Here is a 16,870-nt window from a genome sequence, read left to right on the forward strand (position 1 = left end):
CTTCCTAGTGAATGTTGCGTTTCTTGAAATTACCACCGCGAACTTCAGATACGTCGGATACGACAACAAATGCACTGTGGTCAAATTCCTTAATGATAGACAGCATCTTGGTTTCCTCCATCCGGTTAATGACGCATGTGATTACATCAGTAGCTTCGCCCGAGTATCCGCCATGCCCGTGCATAAAGGTCACACTGCGGCCTAACCGCGACTGAATGGCAGCCCCGATTTCTTCGGTTTTACTGCTGACAACTTGTACGGATTTGGACTTTTCCAACCCTGTTTGAATGATATCGATCACATTCTTGGCGATAAAATAGGTAAGTGCAGAATAAAGAGCATTCTCCAGTCCGTAAATAAACCCGGCTCCAATGAAAATAAAGGCATTGATAAACAGGATAATGTCGCCGACCGAGAAAGGCATATTACGTGATAATAATACCGCCAGCACCTCAGAGCCATCGAGCGCTCCGCCACTGCGAAGCACGATGCCGATGCCAACTCCCAGCAGCATGCCGCCTGCAAGAACAACAAGCAACGGATCTTTGGGCCCTAAAATGGTATCTACATGGTGGAACAAAATGGTGAATGCGGACAAGGCAGCGATACCGATGCTGCTCATAATAGCGAAGGTTTTACCGATTTGCTTGTAACCCATGAAGACGAAAGGGATGTTGAGAACGAAGAGGAAAAAACCGAGGGGAATGCCGAATAAGTCCATGCCCATAATACTTACGCCGGTCACACCGCCGTCGATAACATTGTTGGGAATCAGAACCGCTTCCAGACCGTATGCCGCAATCATGGCTCCGATAATAATCATAGTAATCCTGCCGATGGTAACGAATAATTTGTTTTCTTTCATCATTCTGGCTCCTTGCTGTTAGTTTGGCTTGTTCCTTAATTTTACTCTATTTCATGGAATGAATAAAGTTTAGTGAAGAAAGGAAAGAAGCAGTGCTTGGCATAACCCTTGTGATAGCGGGTCTACCAAACACTGCTCATGTTCCTGGTGAAACGGCCAAAGCAAATTTTTACATATATAAGGAGGCCAACAGAATTCCTAAACTTTGTTGATAGATTTCATCGAATTGCGAGAGTGGCAGCGGGTTGACTCCATATCCAAGCTCTACAGTAAACCCCGGACGCCGCCAGTCCTGGATGAACCAGTCCTTGTAACCGGCGTAGCTCTCGATATTCCTTATCGGCTCATACCCGCTGACTCTGGCAAACTCGTTCACGATCGTCTCAGCGTACGGGGGTTCTAGCTGTTCAAAACCCCAATAAATAACCTGGCCCTGGGTATGGAAGGCCAGTACCTGGGCGAAATTGCTCTGTCGGGTCAACTCAGCCATAGCGATAGCTTCCGGTTCAGTTAACGGAGCGGTGCCCGGGTAGTCTCTTGGTCCGGGGCGGTCAGGGTTGCGAGCCACCTCGCGTTCCCAGAGAGCAGGGAACTGGTCATTCAAATCAACGCCGTTGATGTTGGCTTTCCAGCCTTGAAAATCTGTGCTTCCATCGTTATAGGACAAGACATTGCTTCGATAAGGCTCTTGCTCGGGTAATCCCTGAATGACCAAATCGACTCCATCCGGGTTAACCATGGGGACCATCGATAGGGTAACGCCCTCGTAATAAGGCCACATTTGCAGGCCGCGAATGTCCGTGTTGTTGGTGAGGGCTAGCAAGTATTGATTTAAAAATTGGATCAGGATGGAGGTAGTAATCCATTCATTGGCGTGAAAGGAACCGTTGACATGCACCTGCTTGGTGCCCTTGCCAATCCGCAGCTCCGGAATCGGCTTGCCCATAACGGTATTGCCGATCGTGCGATAGGCTATAAACGGATACACCTCAATCAAACGGCTGAGATCCGCCCGCAATGCCTTATAGTCATAGGGGTTGCGAACATCGACCACAAACCAGGTCACTCGCAGTGGCAGTAGCAGCCGCTCACCAACAACGAGCCCGTTGGGATTGACCGATGGATTAAGCAGAAGCAGCATATCCAGCGGAACCCCCCGATCCCTCGCAATTCTCCAGAGTGAGTCTCCTGCCTTGATCTGATATTCACTCACCAGAAATCCGGGAATTTGAATCGTCTGGCGGGGGCTTAAACTAGCTCCGTCGATTCCCGGATTAGAGTCCAGGATTAAAGGCAATGGCAATTGAAACAACTGACTATAGTACCATAACGTGTCACCCGGCCGAACTTGAATTTGCATGAATATCCCTCCTTCACGATGGGTTTCTTACTATAGCCTATGTGCAGGGAAAGGGGCACCATGCCACCTATTGTTCGGCAAACCGGTGATCCAACCTCCCGAATTGAATTTTACCTCTCTAAAATGGAATTCTCCCGGCCAACGAACCGGTAAACCATGTTTTTGTACTCTTCAAGCTCCTTGCAACAATCGTTCATGCGACTGGCAATGGTTTTCCCGTTACCAAAGAAGAAACGTTCAAATTGGTTTTGCCTTCCTCCAAAGGGGCCAGCACCCAGTTCCCACGCCAGCCTGAATAAGGCGACTCGCTCCTTCGCTGAACTGGACAATCCCGGCAAATAAGCCTCCAGTTGGGCTTGATTCATGGAAGCCAGGTCGGCTTCTAAGGGAGTCATGATCAACTGGCTGGCGCTCAGTGACTGAATCATCGCGATGATCTCTGCATGCAGCATAGGATATTGCAGTCCTGCGGCGGTCAATGGGGCTAGATCGGGGATGTAGTAGCCCAGGGAGCTGACAGTTGCATTGATCTCGGAGGCCAGCCTCAACGATTTGAGATTCTCCAGCCCGGCCAGAATGCCCGCTAATTGCTGCCGGATTGCCGGTTCTTCCTCACAATTTTGCTCCTCTGCCAGCCCCAGTAATAGGCCAAGAAGGAACTCAGTTTTAGCTATATAGCGGGAGCAAATCTGATGTCCGGCATAGGCATGAAAATGCCCGCCATGAAATAATCGATCGTACATTCGTTCGTCCCCATAATAAAAAATACGTTCGTGCGGGATGCGTACCTGGTCAAGGATGACCATCGTATCCATTTCCTCATATCGGCTGCTTAAAGGATAATTGAAGGTGGAGTCTTGCGCATAGCTTTCCCGGCAGATGAAGGTCACGCCCTCCAAATCGTTGGGAATGGCAAAGGCAAAGGCGCTGGGATTCGTTTCACTGTCCGAAAGGGTGAAGGAGGGCGTGGGGAACACCAGAATTTCCTCACAGGTAGGTCCCTGGGTAGCCATCATAAAGGCTCCGCTGACAACCAGGCCCTCCGGGCCTGCTTCAATCACTCTGGCGACGAGCGAGGCTTCGTGGTCTGCCGGTCCCGACCATTTGGAAGCCATCGGCTGCACAAAAGCATGGGAGAGGGTAATGTCCTGATCGCGACAATAAGCGTAATAGGCTCGCAGATTTTGAGCATATTCGGGCATTTCATCATCTAAAAGGGAGGCAGCGGTATAAAACGCCATCAAAGCCGTGTTCATATAATCGGGTGAACGCCCCAGGAAGCCATGATGATGGGCCGCCCAAATTTCATTTAGCTTGCGTCTGCGTACCAGTTCCTCATAAGAATGGGGAGGAAGGAAGGATAAGCCTACCGGTTCTCCGGTAGCTGGTGACGGGTAAGTCATAAGTTCAATGTAGCGTTCCTGGCCCTGTAAATCATACATTTCAGCTTGCGTCTGGATCAGTCCACGGAAGGCGGGATGACGGGATAAGGGGGAGGTTACTCGCTCACCGTTATACCAGAGGTTAATGTGTTGCCGGTCAATGCGTTCGATATATTGCTCACCGTTCTTGATAGACATCAATATTCGTGCTCCTTTACGCTAAAATCCTGCTACTTCATATATAGCAAGGAACAGCCAAGGGGTGAAAAGCCGGCATTAGAAACTAGAAAACATTATAAATTTAAAATAAGTGTTGAAATCGTTTCCCGCTTCTATTACAATCCTAAATGATAATGAGTTTCAATATCAATTGGTAGAAGCGGGGGAAGATGGTCATTATGTTGAAGTTGAGAAAAGGGTTGTTCAATTCAATAGCATTTCTTTTAATCATTGCTGTGGTATCCGGTTGTGCATCTGGAGGAACCGCGGAAGGTACAACGAATAACAAGGGCACGAATGCGGCTGAGAATACAGAACAGTCCGCCAGCGGCAATACGGAATCCACCGCTGCCGAAGATACTCGTGTAATCAAGCATGCCATGGGGGAAACAGAAATTACAGGTACGCCCAAGAAGGTTGTGACCTTGTTCCAGGGAGCTACGGATGTGGTCGTCTCGCTTGGCGTAACGCCCACTGCGGTGGTAGAATCCTGGGTTCAACAGCCGGTTTATGAGTATCTGCGGGCGGATCTGGAAGGCGTGCCCGTGATCGGACAAGAACCACAACCAAATCTGGAGGAGCTTCATAAGCTGCAGCCGGATTTGATTCTTGCCACCAAGATTCGCCATGAAGAGATTTACGATCAGCTTTCTCAAATAGCTCCTACCGTGGTGACAGAAACGCTTTACGACTGGAAGGAGACGCTGGCAACGGTCGGAGAAGCGATGAACATGCAGGATGAATCCGCTCAGTTGCTTGCCGATTGGGAAGAACGTGTAGCTGACTTCAAGGAGAAGATGGGTGATCGTCTGCCGATCGAGGCGACCATTACCAACTTCCGGGCGGATCAGGTAAGAATTTTCTATATGGGCTACGCCGGGAAAATTCTCAAGGAGCTTGGCTTCTCCAGACCTGAAGGGCATGATGATGATTCTACCTGGGGAGTCATTTTGGCCTCCAAGGAGAGCATCCCTGACATGAACGCCGACTTGATCTTTAATTTTAATTCCGGTACAGATACCGAAGCCATCCAGAAGAACTACGAGGATTGGACCAAGAGCAAGCTGTGGACCAATCTGGATGCCGTGAAGAACGGCCAGCTTGTTCAAGTAGACGAGGTGGCATGGAATAGTGCCGGAGGCTACAAGACAGCCAATATGGTGCTTGACGATCTTTACGAATACTTTGAGCTCAATTAATCGCAGCAGATAGGCTTGCCTTTAACAGGGCAGGTCTCTGTGCATTTCAATATACGAAAGAGTGAGAATATGCTTCCGTTGCTACGAAATAAATCGAAAATATGGGGGCTTGCAGCCCTTCTTGCCCTGTTGCTTGCGGCCTCTGCTGCCAGCCTGGTGCTTGGACGCACGGAAATTACGCTCTTCACGGCTGTGGAGGCGTTTAGAGATTACAATGAAGAATCGATTGAACACATTGTAATACATACCGAGAGGTTGCCTCGAACCGTCATTGCCGGAGTGGTGGGAGCTGCGCTTGCGGTTGCCGGAGCGCTTATGCAGGCACTCACCCGTAATCCGCTAGCTTCGCCAAGCGTGTTTGGCATTAATGCGGGGGCAATTTTTTTTATTGTACTGTCCATTGTAGTATTGTCTGTCTCTTCCTTAAGCACGATGATGTGGTTCGGCTTCACCGGAGCTGCTTTGGCGGCGCTTATCGTCTATGCATTAGGCTCCCTAGGCAGGGACGGCATGACTCCGATCAAGATTGTATTGGCAGGGACGGCGATTACAGCTTTATTTACGTCATTCACGCAGGCGATGCTTGTGCTGAACTCCACGGGGCTGCAGGATGTGTTATTCTGGATCGCGGGTTCAGTTAGTGGAAGGACGCTGGAGATGTTGTATCCAGTGCTGCCGTACATGACCTTCGCGGCGATGGTCTCACTTTTCATGGGCCGAGCGATTAATTTGCTCTTGACCGGCGAGGATATTGCCAAGGCTATGGGGCAAAATGTCCTGCTGGTCAAATTGCTCATGGGCGCTGTAGTTGTGCTTCTCGCTGGAGGTTCTGTAGCCGTTGCCGGCTCTGTAGGGCTAGTTGGCCTTGTTGTTCCTCATATCATGCGGGCTCTGGTCGGCAATGATTACCGTTGGCTCATTCCTTATTCATTGTTCGGGGGAGCGGTGCTGCTGCTTTGTTCCGATGTGATTGCGCGCCTTGTAATTCTGCCGAATGAGCTGCCGATCGGTGTGGTTACCGCGCTCATTGGCGGACCGTTCTTCGTTTATATTGCGCGCAAGGGAGGGACCAAGGTATGAGGAAGACATATGTTTTGCGCAGCAAAGGAGAGAAATTTTCTTTCCTGATCGAGCGGCGGGCGGTAGTAGTTATCACTTCGCTTATGCTGTTAGTGCTGATTTGTGCCGTAGTTGGGACCAGCATAGGCAGCGATTTTGTTTCACCACTTCAGGTGCTGTGGACGATCCTCGGGATCGGTGAAGGAGAGCATGATTTCGTCGTACTGACGCTAAGATTGCCACGGGTATTGCTGTCCATCTTGGTGGGTGCAGCTCTGGGTATGTCCGGGGCGATTCTCCAGGGAATCATTCGCAATCCGCTGGCTTCGCCGGATGTCATCGGGATTACCGGCGGCGCTGCGGTTGCGGCCGTTGGCTTCGTGACTATCTTCGGAGGAGCCCTTAGCATCAAGTTCCTGCCGGTCTTTGCAGTGATCGGTGCCTTGGTTACTTCGCTGATCATGTATGCATTGGCCTGGAAATCCGGGGTTACTCCCATTCGGCTGGTACTGATTGGCATCGGGATATCCTCGATCACCGGAGCGGGCACGACATTCATGTTAATACTGAGCCCCTTCTATAGCGCCGGGCAAGCTTACATTTGGCTAACAGGCAGTGTGTACGGCGCTGCCTGGCGAGAGGTATATACCATTTTGCCCATCATTCTGCTTATCCTCCCATTATCGCTATGGTTTGCACGAAGCCTTAATGCTCAGGCGTTTGGCGATGATCTGGCGGCCGGGCTAGGGGTAGCGGTACAGCGTCAGCGAATGGGGCTGCTGCTATGCAGCGTGCTGCTTGCGGGCTTTGCCGTATCCGTGGCAGGAACGCTTGGCTTCGTGGGACTCATTGCTCCCCATATCGCCAGAAGGCTGGTAGGCAACCTGTTTGGCAGCCTGCTACTGGCATCAGCACCTATTGGGGCATTGCTGGTGTGCGGAGCTGATTTGATTGGACGAACGGCCTTCTTGCCGTTAGATGTGCCTGCCGGAGTATTTACAGCAGGGGTTGGCGCACCGTTCTTTTTATATTTGCTGTTTAAGAACCGAAATCAATTCTGATAGGGGGAGAGAAGCTTGAGTATACTGGAAGCCAGAAATCTAACGATTGCTTACGGCCCGGAGCCGGTCATCGAGGATTTGAATCTAACGATCCCGCAAGGGCAAATTACCGTCCTGATCGGCAGCAATGGGTGTGGCAAATCCACCTTGCTGCGTACAATGGCCCGGTTGCAGGCACCCCGCTCAGGCACGGTCCTCCTCAGTGGGGAGGAGATTGCCAAGCTGCCGACCAAGGAGATTGCCAAGCGCATGTCGATCTTGCCACAGGGGCCGTCTGCTCCGGAAGGACTGACCGTTAACCAATTGGTCAGACAAGGGAGATACGCCCATCAAAGCTGGCTGAAGCAATGGTCGCGCGAGGATGAACGGATGGTCGGGCAGGCGTTGGAATCAACACGCTTGACTGCGTTGGCTGATCGTCCGGTGGATGCCTTGTCGGGAGGACAGCGGCAACGGGCCTGGATTGCCATGACTTTGGCACAGGGGGCCGAAACCTTGTTGCTGGATGAGCCAACGACCTACCTGGACATGAGTCATCAGATTGAAGTGCTGGACCTGCTGTTTGAATTGAACGAGCAGGAACAGCGTACCATTGTGATGGTGCTGCATGATCTGAATTTGGCCTGTCGCTACGCGCATCATGTTGTAGCTGTAAATGAGAAATCGATATATGCTCAAGGGCAACCTGAGGATATTGTTACGCGCAAGCTCGTTCGCGACGTATTTGGTATGGAATGCGAGATTACGATTGATCCGTTGTTTGGCACCCCATTATGTATTCCACATGGAAGGGGCAGGAGCATTCATGGAAAACCACGCTATGATCAACTCGTTGCAGCCGGAGCAATATCAAGCTCTGGCTGATCACTGAGCAGCAGCAGTTGGAGGAAGACTACCATTACCTGCTGCACGGCGCACCGGCGCATCTATTTGGAGAGAGGCGGAACCACCTGATGCAATTCAACAGCCCCAAGGTAGCGAAGAGGTGGCCACGAGCAGCCGCTAAGAGTACGGAAAACCTGCTGTTTTTACTATATAACCTCAGATAAACAGGATGATTATTGCTCAACCTGTCCGAAATGAACCTCTTGACCAACGGTCTTCCAATTGGCCACCCACACCTTGAAGTGCTTCATGCTATTCGTTTCTGGGAAATTACGGAGCTGGCTTGGAAGGAAGCACTGCAAACTGCCGGGCTGCCGGAGGAAGACCAAGACGAGTTGTACAGGGTGGTCTTTACGCAGCGCGAGTGCCCATGAAGCTCGTCATCCGTCCGCTGCTTGAGAGGATGAGGGAGTCCCCGGCGCTAAGCCTCCCGGCAAAGGCCAGGGCCCCAATCCTTTCTGCCGGGGAAACCTATGATGGAGCAGGGGAGAACGCTTTATTTAACAGGAATTTCTCCAGCAAAAACTAGTTTGCAAGTGAGTTATTGATGATTATAGGGATTTCCTCCATATAATATTGCTAAAAGCGCCGAATATGGGCCAGAAGCACAGATTTATAGTGAGCTTTTCCAGTTAAACGTCCAAAATCAGCTTATTTCCGCAAATTATCTGGAGAATTTCCCACTCGTGTGAATGAGATCAACATTGAGGGTCGTGTTTGATGGGGGACGCGTGCTGATCCATGAATGGAAATCCTGTATGTATTTGTGTATATATTTGTGTATGCATTTGCATAAACGATTGTACTAGTAGAGCTATGGAGAGGGGCTTGGACAACACAGCATTGTGGCCTGCATTGAAATCGCTTAACAGTTGTGATAAGATACACCTAACTTTTCATAAGGGAGTTGAAGTGGATGGATATTTCTTGCTAAGGAATGGATACGGAATGCGAGGTTTAGTTTCGCACGTCTGTTTTGTTCTTGCGCAAGAAAGCAATTCCATCTTCTCACTCCAATCGTATACGCAGTCCGGACCCTTATCTCATGGTGTAAAGGTTCGGATTTGTGTTATCCGCCAGGGCTGTAAGAAGGGAAACTTTCTTGCAGCCTTTTTATGTGCGGGAGGAAATTAATTTATGACATTAATTAGTGTGAATCATTTGACTTTTGCTTACGAAGGAAGCTACGATCCGATTTTTGAAGACGTCAGCTTCCAAATGGATACGAATTGGAAGCTGGGGTTCACGGGGAGAAATGGACGGGGGAAGACGACCTTCCTTGAGCTACTGCTAGGTAAACATGCCTATAGCGGACAAATCTCTGCAGACATAGAGTTTGACTATTTCCCCTTTAAGGTCCAGCATCCGGAACATCAGACCCTGGACGTCGTGACCGAGATTGTTCCGAATCTGGTGCATTGGGAGCTGCTGCGCGAGCTTTCCTTGTTGCAGGTAGCGGAGGATGTATTGTATCGGCCCTATCATTCGTTATCTAACGGCGAACAGACCAAGGTCATGTTGGCAGCTCTGTTTCTGAAGGAAGACCGCTTTTTGCTTATCGATGAGCCAACCAATCATCTGGACCTGGCTGGCCGGGAGCTGGTTAGCGGCTACTTAAACCGCAAGAGCGGGTATATTCTGGTGTCGCATGACCGGGCGTTCCTCGATCGGTGTGTTGACCATATTTTGTCCATCAACAAGACGGGTATTACCGTGCAGAAGGGGAACTTCTCGGACTGGTGGGAGAATAAGCGGCGGCAGGACCAGCGAGAGCTGGCAGAGAACGAGCTGCTGCGCAAGGATGTCAAACGCTTGGCCGAAGCGGCCAACCGCACGGGCGAATGGTCGCAGGCGGTGGAGAAGACCAAGAATGGCACGCGAATTTCGGGCAGCAAGGTGGACAAAGGCTACATTGGTCACAAGGCGGCGAAGATGATGAAGCGCTCCAAAGCCTTGGAGCAACGCCAGCAATCGGCTATTGAGCAGAAGTCTAAGCTTCTTAAAAATGTAGAGACCTCAGAGAGTCTGAAGATTGCCCAATTACCTTATCACAAAACCCAGTTAGTCGAGCTGGATCAGGTGGCGATCTATTATGGGGAGAAGCAGGCTAGCACAGCAGTCAGCTTCACCATTCAACAGGGGGACAGAGTCGCCTTAACCGGCAAAAATGGCGCGGGGAAATCAAGTATCATGAAGCTCATTGGTGGTGAAGAGCTTGCTTATACAGGGACGCTTCGGGTAGGGAGCCGTTTGAAGATATCTTACGTATCACAGGATACCTCGTATTTGCAGGGGAATTGCTCGGATTATGCCAGGGAGCATGGCATTGACGAAAGCTTGTTTAGGGCGATCTTGCGGAAGCTGGATTTCTCCAGAATTCAGTTTGAGAAGGATATGGCTGATTATAGCGGCGGCCAGAAAAAGAAAGTGTTGATTGCCCGCAGTCTTTGTGAGCAATCGCATTTGCTGATATGGGATGAACCGCTGAATTTTATCGATGTTATCTCCCGCATGCAGATTGAGAATTTGCTGCTGGAATATGCCCCTACCTTGCTATTCGTTGAGCACGACCGTGAGTTTTGCCAGCAAATCGCTACAAAGGTGGTTCAGTTATAATCACAAAAATGGAGCTTCCCACCAGGCGAAGAGGCTGGGACGGGGAGCTTTTGCATTTTAAAGGATTGAAATGAAGTGATAGATCATGTAATATATGATAATGATAATCGTTATCATTGATATAAATCAATGATAGAGGAGTGGACAGGGAGGTGAATTTGGAGTGTGATTGACGCCAAAAAAAGAGAGAAAGGCCGTCTTTATTATACGATCATTTTGAGTTTGATCGGGGCGATTATGGTATCCGCTGTATTCTCTGTATCTATCGGGCAGGTACATATTCCGTTCACGCAATCGATGAACATTATGCTGCATACATTAACCCATGGTTATCTGGGGTCGATTGACCAGATCGATAACGATTCCTACTTGAACATTATCATGCAAGTGAGAATGCCCCGCGTTATATTCGCCTTGCTCATTGGCATGGGGTTGTCTTTGTGTGGAGCGATTATGCAGGCGATTGTCCAAAATCCGCTTGCCGATCCTTATATTCTCGGTATTTCGTCGGGGGCTTCGCTGGGAGCTACATTCGCCATCCTGGTCGGCTTCGGCAGCGGTGCGATGCTGGCGCAGCTAGGCGTTGCGTTTGGAGCGTTCCTCGGTGCGATGATTACTTCAGTAGCCGTGCTGGTGTTATCAAGCATCGGCGGCAAGGCCACCTCGGTGAAGCTGGTCTTGTCCGGGGTCGTTATCGGGGCGCTGTGCAGCTCTTTTTCAAGCTTGATTATTTATTTTGCCAACAACGCCGAGGGCATCAAAACGGTGACCTTTTGGTCCATGGGCAGTCTGGCATCAGCAAGCTGGCAGAAGGCCCCCGTGCTGGCAGTAGTCGTGCTGGCAGGATGTATGCTGTTTCTGTTCCAGCACCGGGTACTCAACACCATGCTGGTGGGTGACGAGTCGGCGATTACGCTTGGCATCAACCTCAGTGCCTATCGCAAGCTCTATATGATTGTAACGGCTCTGATCACGGGAACGATGGTCGCCTACGCCGGGATGATCGGCTTTGTGGGCTTAATTGTGCCCCACATTTCGCGTGGGCTGTTCGGAGCGGATCATAAACGCCTGATGCCGGGCACGTTATTGCTTGGCGGGTTATTTTTGATCTGGTCGGATATTTTGTCCAGAACACTGATCACAAATGTGGAACTGCCGATCGGCATCATTACATCAGTGATTGGTTCACCTCTATTTATTTATATGATTGTGAAAAAGGGCTACAATTTCGGAGGTTGACTAAATGGAATTGAGCGTACAAGGAATAGACGTCAGTATTGGCAAGAAAGAGATTGTGAGCAATGTCTCGATCCTGGTGAAGAAACGTCAATTTGTCGGCCTGATCGGTCCAAATGGCTGCGGGAAATCAACGCTGCTCAAGAGCATTTACAAGAGTATCGCTCCAAGGGAGGGTACAGTTTATTTAGGCGACATGAATATTCTGAATACCGCCGAAAAGAAGGTATCCCGCAGCCTGGGCGTTGTGGGGCAATTCAATGAAATGAATTTTGATCTGAGTGTACAGCAGATGGTGATGCTGGGACGCACCCCCCATAAGAAGCTGCTGGAATCGGATCATCGGGAGGACTATGAGATTGTGGAGGATGCGCTGGCCAGAACGAATCTGCTCGATTATAAGGATCGCAGTTATTTGTCGCTGTCCGGTGGGGAGAAACAGCGGGTTATCCTGGCCAGAACGATTGCCCAGCAGCCACAATTCATGATTTTGGACGAGCCAACGAATCACCTGGATATCCGCTACCAGCTAGAAATTCTATCCTGTGTCAAGGAACTGCATATCGGCGTACTGGCAGCCTTGCACGATCTGGAAATGGCTGCTTATTACTGTGACTACATCTATGCCGTCAAGCAGGGGGAAATCTATGCCCACGGCACGCCAGAGCAGGTATTGACGCCGGAGACTATTGAATCATTGTATCAAGTCAAATGCCAAACCTTCATTAACCCGGTCACCCATGGGCTGGGCTTTGCTTATGGCATCTAAAGAACATCCGAGAAGCAATTTAAGGGGGAAAACTTCATTATGAAGAAGAAATTAGCGATGAAAAATAGATTCGTGATGATGAGCGCGGCATTAACACTGGCTTTGGCTTTAAGCGCTTGTGGAAATGCCTCTGAATCTCCCGGGGCACAACAATCTGAGACACCAGCACCGGAAGCGAGTAAATATCCGCTCACCATCCAGAATTTTGCCAAGGCTGAAGGCGGAACAGAGTGGGAACCGAAAGAGCAGGTGTTCGACAAGGCGCCTGAACGCGTGATGGCGAATACAAGACCGGCTGCGGAACTACTGCTGCATTTAGGGCTTGGCGACAAAATTGTTGGAGTTGGAGCCAACTTCGGAGCCCCTGACCCAACGGTGGAAGAGGAATATAACAAGCTGAATATTCTCGCGGATGAATATGTGGGCAAGGAAGTCACCTTGGGAACAAACCCGGATTTGGTCTACGGCCGGGGTGGTCTGTTCGATAATGCCGATTGGGGAGTGGGGACAGTAGATTCTCTGAACGAAATCGGCGTCAAGACCTATGTATGGGAATCATCGGTAACGGGAGGAAGCTATGCTTCCATCTACAAGGATATTGAAAACCTCGGCAACATATTTGGCGTGGAGGACAAGGCCGCTGCTTTTGCCAAGCAATTGAAGGATCGTCAGGAGGAGATTGCCTCCCGCTTGTCCAGCATTACGGAGCAAAAGAAATTTGCCTATTTGCATATGAGCGATCCAAATGAGGTTAATGTATACGCCGCTCAGAAGGAAACCTTCTTTAACGATGCCTTTAATATGGTCAAGCTGGACAATGTCTTTAAAGATGCGCCGGGAGAGGTTACGGTGGAGGCGCTGATCGGAGCTGATCCGGATGTGCTGATTATCCCGGATTGGACCAGCGAGGACAGTGTCGATGCCCAGGTGCTCAAGGATGCGCTCTACAGCAATCCTAAGCTGTCCAGCATGAAGGCGATCAAGAACAAGCAGATTTATGCTGTCGATTACAATTATATGTTCGGATACAGCTACAACACGATTGACGGGATGGAGAAGCTGGCTCGTGAGATGTACCCGGATCTGTTTAAATAGAAATACATGAGAGGGGCGGGAACGCCGGAAAGGGGTTGCATATTCGTTGATCCGCAGATTTTTTGCCTATTACCAGCCCTACAAATGGTTGTTTCTCCTCGATTTTGGCTGTGCCGTCATTGCTGGACTACTGGAGCTTGCCTTCCCGATGGCGGTTAACCTGTTTGTTGATGATTTGCTACCGGGCGGGAAATGGGACATTGTCGTCTGGGCCTCCATCGGCCTGATCGCGTTGTATGCCTTAAGTGCCATATTAACTTATGTGGTTAATTATTGGGGGCATATGCTGGGCATTAATATCGAGACGGATATGCGTCACAAGCTGTTCTCGCATATTCAGAAGCTATCTTTCCGTTTCTTTGATAATACCAAGACCGGCCATCTGATCGGGCGACTGACCAATGATATGAATATGATCGGTGAGATGGCGCATCACGGTCCGGAGGATTTATTCATTGCCGTAATGACGCTCGCTGGTTCCTTTGCCTTGATGTTATCGATTAACTGGCAGTTAGCCTTACTGACCTTTGTGGTCGTTCCGGGGATTTTGTGGGTCGTTATTTACTTCAATCAGAAAATGACCAAGGCCATTCATCAGCTCTTCAGCGATATCGGCGACTTCAATGCTCGCATCGAGGATAACGTTGGAGGCATCCGCGTAGTAAAGGCATTTTCGAATGAGGCGCATGAGGAAGCCCAGTTTGCCGTAAACAACAGACGGTTTCGCCTCACCAAGCTGAGTTCTTACAAGCTGATCGCCCGCAACGGCTCCATCAGCTATGTGATGATGCGCTTTGTGACGGTATTTGTTATGGTGTGTGGAACCTGGTTCGTCATTCAGGACCAGCTAACCTACGGCGAATTTGTCGGTTTCCTCTTGCTGACCAATGTGTTCTTCCGTCCCATCGAAAAGATCAATGCTATCGTGGAGAGCTATCCTCAAGGCTTTGCCGGATTTAAACGGTATACCGAGTTGCTCGATACGGACCCGGATGTGGAGGACTCCCCGGATGCGGTGGAGATGCAGCCCTTCGAGCGGGAGATCCGCTATGAGCAAGTTACCTTCGGCTACGATGAAAATCAGAAGGTGCTGAATGAAGTAAGCCTGACCATTCACAAGGGCGAAACGATTGCTTTCGTTGGGCCATCCGGGGCCGGGAAAACAACGCTGTGCAGCCTGCTGCCCCGATTCTATGAGGTAGAGAGCGGGGCCATTAGTATAGACGGTGTGGATATCCGTCAGGTGACGCAAGCCTCGCTGCGCAGCCAGATCGGGATTGTACAGCAGGATGTCTTCCTGTTCTCCGGAACCATTCGCGAGAATATCTTGTATGGCAAGCTTGGAGCTTCGGAGGAAGAAGTGTGGGAAGCTGCGCGACGCGCTCATCTGGATGAGTTCATTCGCACCCTGGAGCAAGGCATGGACACGGTGATCGGGGAACGGGGCGTGAAGCTGTCCGGTGGACAGAAGCAACGCCTTGCCATTGCCCGGATGTTCCTGAAAAATCCGCCAATTCTTATCCTTGATGAGGCGACTTCCGCGCTCGATACCGAAACGGAGCAAGCGATTCAACAGTCGTTGATGGAGCTGTCTAAAGGTCGGACGACGCTGATCATCGCCCATCGGCTCGCAACCATCAAGGAGGCCGACCGGATTGTGGTTGTCACTGCCGAAGGCATTGAGGAGCAGGGAAGGCATCAGGAGCTTGTGGAGGCAGGCGGCATCTACAGCCGTCTGCATCAGGCGCAATTTGGCAGCTAGGTAAGTTGGAAACTAAAGCTAAAGCTAAAATCTATGAGCAAGTTGAATCTTAATACAAGAGAACCGGATTGGGAGCAATCCGCAGAGATGGAGGAGTAACGATGGCAGAGAACCTGGAGCTTTATGATGTAACGATCATCGGCGGTGGCCCGGCAGGGCTGTATGCGTCATTCTATAGCGGTATGCGTGATATGAAAACCAAGCTGGTTGAGGCAAAGGACGAGTTGGGTGGAAAACCCTTGATTTACCCCGAGAAAATGATTTGGGATGTCGGTGGGGTGACCCCGATGCGCTGCGAGCAATTAACCCGGCAAATGATCAGTCAGGCTATGACCTTTGAACCTACGGTCGTCCTGGGTCAACAGATTAGCGGACTGGAACGCTTAGACGACGGGACCATGATATTGGAAGCCGAAACGGGAGAACGTCACTGGACCCGTACCGTCATCCTGGCCTTGGGCCGGGGAGTGCTCAAGATGGCCAAGCTGGACATCGAAGGGGCCGAACGCTATGAGGTCGGCAATCTGCACTACACGGTACAGGAGCTGGAGGTCTTCCGGGACCAACGGGTGCTGATCTCCGGCGGCGGCGATTCGGCGGTGGATTGGGCGAATGAGCTGGAGCCGCTGGCGGCCAGCGTAACCGTGGTGCACCGCCGCGAACGCTTCGGTGGTCATGAGCGCAATGTGAAGCGGATGCTGGAATCCTCAGTCCGTGTGCTCACGCCTTATGCCCTCAAGCAGCTTCATGGCAGCCAGGATGGCAAGGCCATCGAAGCCGTATCGATTGCAAAGGTGGATGGGGAAGGACAATTATCGGAAGCCGTGGAACGGCTGGAAGTGGACGCGGTTATCGTCAACCATGGGTTGCGCGGTGATTTTGGCAATATCGTCAACTGGGGACTGAACATGGGCCAGTGGGATATTCAAGGAAGCGAGCGGCTGGAGACGAACTTGCCAGGCATCTTCGTAGCCGGCGATGTGGCTCAGTATGCCAGCAAGCTCCACCTGATTGCCGGCGCCTTCACAGATGCCGCTCTGGCGGTCAATAGCGCCAAGCTGTATCTGGAGCCGGAAGCAGCGAAGGCAGCGTATGTATCCTCGCATAATGCCAAGTTCAAGGAGCGGAACATCGCGTTGGGCGTAGCGGAAGAAGACGCTTAGCCTATCAGCACCAGCTCAAATTTAAATCCATATATGTCACTTATATGTCAGGAAGTCTCCTAAACCAATGTCAGCATGGGATAGGAGACTTTTTGCTTGCATAGAATTTTACAAGTGGAATTGGCACAATTGCATTCGGTGAATTGCGTATAAATGTTAAAAAACTTTGACAATTTTTCATTTTCTATATAAGTTGAAC

General features: G+C 50.5%; 14 protein-coding genes. 11 read left to right on the forward strand and 3 right to left on the reverse strand.

Annotated features, from left to right (window positions below):
• Nucleotides 1-4: 4 nt before the first annotated feature.
• The 3 genes from C557_RS0114220 to C557_RS0114230 form a co-directional block, all read right to left on the reverse strand.
• The gene (locus C557_RS0114220) at nucleotides 5-865 is read right to left on the reverse strand and encodes a YitT family protein (RefSeq protein ID WP_018752549.1); all 861 of its coding nucleotides are present in this window, start codon (nucleotides 863-865) and stop codon (nucleotides 5-7) included.
• A gap of 169 nt (nucleotides 866-1,034) precedes the next feature.
• Nucleotides 1,035-2,225 (reverse strand): M14 family metallopeptidase, encoded by a 1,191-nt coding sequence (locus tag C557_RS0114225; RefSeq protein ID WP_018752550.1) that lies wholly within the window; start codon nucleotides 2,223-2,225, stop codon nucleotides 1,035-1,037.
• A 110-nt stretch (nucleotides 2,226-2,335) separates the two neighbouring features.
• The gene (locus C557_RS0114230; RefSeq protein WP_018752551.1) at nucleotides 2,336-3,805 is read right to left on the reverse strand and encodes a 4-hydroxyphenylacetate 3-hydroxylase family protein; all 1,470 of its coding nucleotides are present in this window, start codon (nucleotides 3,803-3,805) and stop codon (nucleotides 2,336-2,338) included.
• Nucleotides 3,806-4,005: 200 nt separating this feature from the next.
• Here C557_RS0114230 and C557_RS0114235 point away from each other — a divergent pair, with 200 nt between their 5' ends.
• The 11 genes from C557_RS0114235 to C557_RS0114290 all read left to right on the forward strand — a co-directional run bounded on the left by C557_RS0114235 (nucleotide 4,006) and on the right by C557_RS0114290 (nucleotide 16,671).
• A complete protein-coding gene (locus tag C557_RS0114235; protein ID WP_018752552.1) occupies nucleotides 4,006-5,025 on the forward strand; it encodes an ABC transporter substrate-binding protein in 1,020 nt (339 codons plus the stop codon).
• Between the two features lie 69 nt (nucleotides 5,026-5,094).
• Nucleotides 5,095-6,105, forward strand: coding sequence for a FecCD family ABC transporter permease (locus C557_RS0114240; protein ID WP_018752553.1), 1,011 nt, complete (start codon nucleotides 5,095-5,097; stop codon nucleotides 6,103-6,105).
• Nucleotides 6,102-7,145: a FecCD family ABC transporter permease gene (locus C557_RS0114245; protein WP_018752554.1), complete on the forward strand. Its 1,044-nt coding sequence runs from the start codon at nucleotides 6,102-6,104 to the stop codon at nucleotides 7,143-7,145. The genes C557_RS0114240 and C557_RS0114245 overlap by 4 nt, the downstream gene beginning before the upstream one ends.
• 15 nt (nucleotides 7,146-7,160) lie before the next feature.
• Complete coding sequence (locus C557_RS0114250) at nucleotides 7,161-8,009, forward strand: ABC transporter ATP-binding protein (RefSeq protein ID WP_018752555.1); 849 nt, start codon at nucleotides 7,161-7,163, stop codon at nucleotides 8,007-8,009.
• A gap of 197 nt (nucleotides 8,010-8,206) precedes the next feature.
• Nucleotides 8,207-8,404, forward strand: a complete 198-nt coding sequence (locus C557_RS0114255; RefSeq protein ID WP_018752556.1) for a hypothetical protein — start codon at nucleotides 8,207-8,209, stop codon at nucleotides 8,402-8,404.
• A 763-nt stretch (nucleotides 8,405-9,167) separates the two neighbouring features.
• On the forward strand, nucleotides 9,168-10,646 hold the full coding sequence (abc-f, locus tag C557_RS0114265) for a ribosomal protection-like ABC-F family protein (RefSeq protein ID WP_018752558.1): 1,479 nt from the start codon (nucleotides 9,168-9,170) through the stop codon (nucleotides 10,644-10,646).
• Between the two features lie 237 nt (nucleotides 10,647-10,883).
• Complete coding sequence (locus tag C557_RS0114270) at nucleotides 10,884-11,885, forward strand: FecCD family ABC transporter permease (RefSeq protein ID WP_085979061.1); 1,002 nt, start codon at nucleotides 10,884-10,886, stop codon at nucleotides 11,883-11,885.
• A 4-nt stretch (nucleotides 11,886-11,889) separates the two neighbouring features.
• On the forward strand, nucleotides 11,890-12,651 hold the full coding sequence (locus C557_RS0114275) for an ABC transporter ATP-binding protein (protein ID WP_018752560.1): 762 nt from the start codon (nucleotides 11,890-11,892) through the stop codon (nucleotides 12,649-12,651).
• A 39-nt stretch (nucleotides 12,652-12,690) separates the two neighbouring features.
• Nucleotides 12,691-13,746, forward strand: coding sequence for an ABC transporter substrate-binding protein (locus C557_RS0114280; protein ID WP_018752561.1), 1,056 nt, complete (start codon nucleotides 12,691-12,693; stop codon nucleotides 13,744-13,746).
• 46 nt (nucleotides 13,747-13,792) lie between these two features.
• On the forward strand, nucleotides 13,793-15,508 hold the full coding sequence (locus tag C557_RS0114285; RefSeq protein ID WP_018752562.1) for an ABC transporter ATP-binding protein: 1,716 nt from the start codon (nucleotides 13,793-13,795) through the stop codon (nucleotides 15,506-15,508).
• 101 nt (nucleotides 15,509-15,609) lie between these two features.
• Nucleotides 15,610-16,671 (forward strand): NAD(P)/FAD-dependent oxidoreductase, encoded by a 1,062-nt coding sequence (locus C557_RS0114290; protein ID WP_018752563.1) that lies wholly within the window; start codon nucleotides 15,610-15,612, stop codon nucleotides 16,669-16,671.
• Nucleotides 16,672-16,870 lie beyond the last annotated feature (199 nt).

Origin of the sequence: Paenibacillus sanguinis 2301083 = DSM 16941 (assembly GCF_000374825.1) — a bacterium.
In the GTDB taxonomy this organism is placed as follows: domain Bacteria; phylum Bacillota; class Bacilli; order Paenibacillales; family Paenibacillaceae; genus Fontibacillus; species Fontibacillus sanguinis.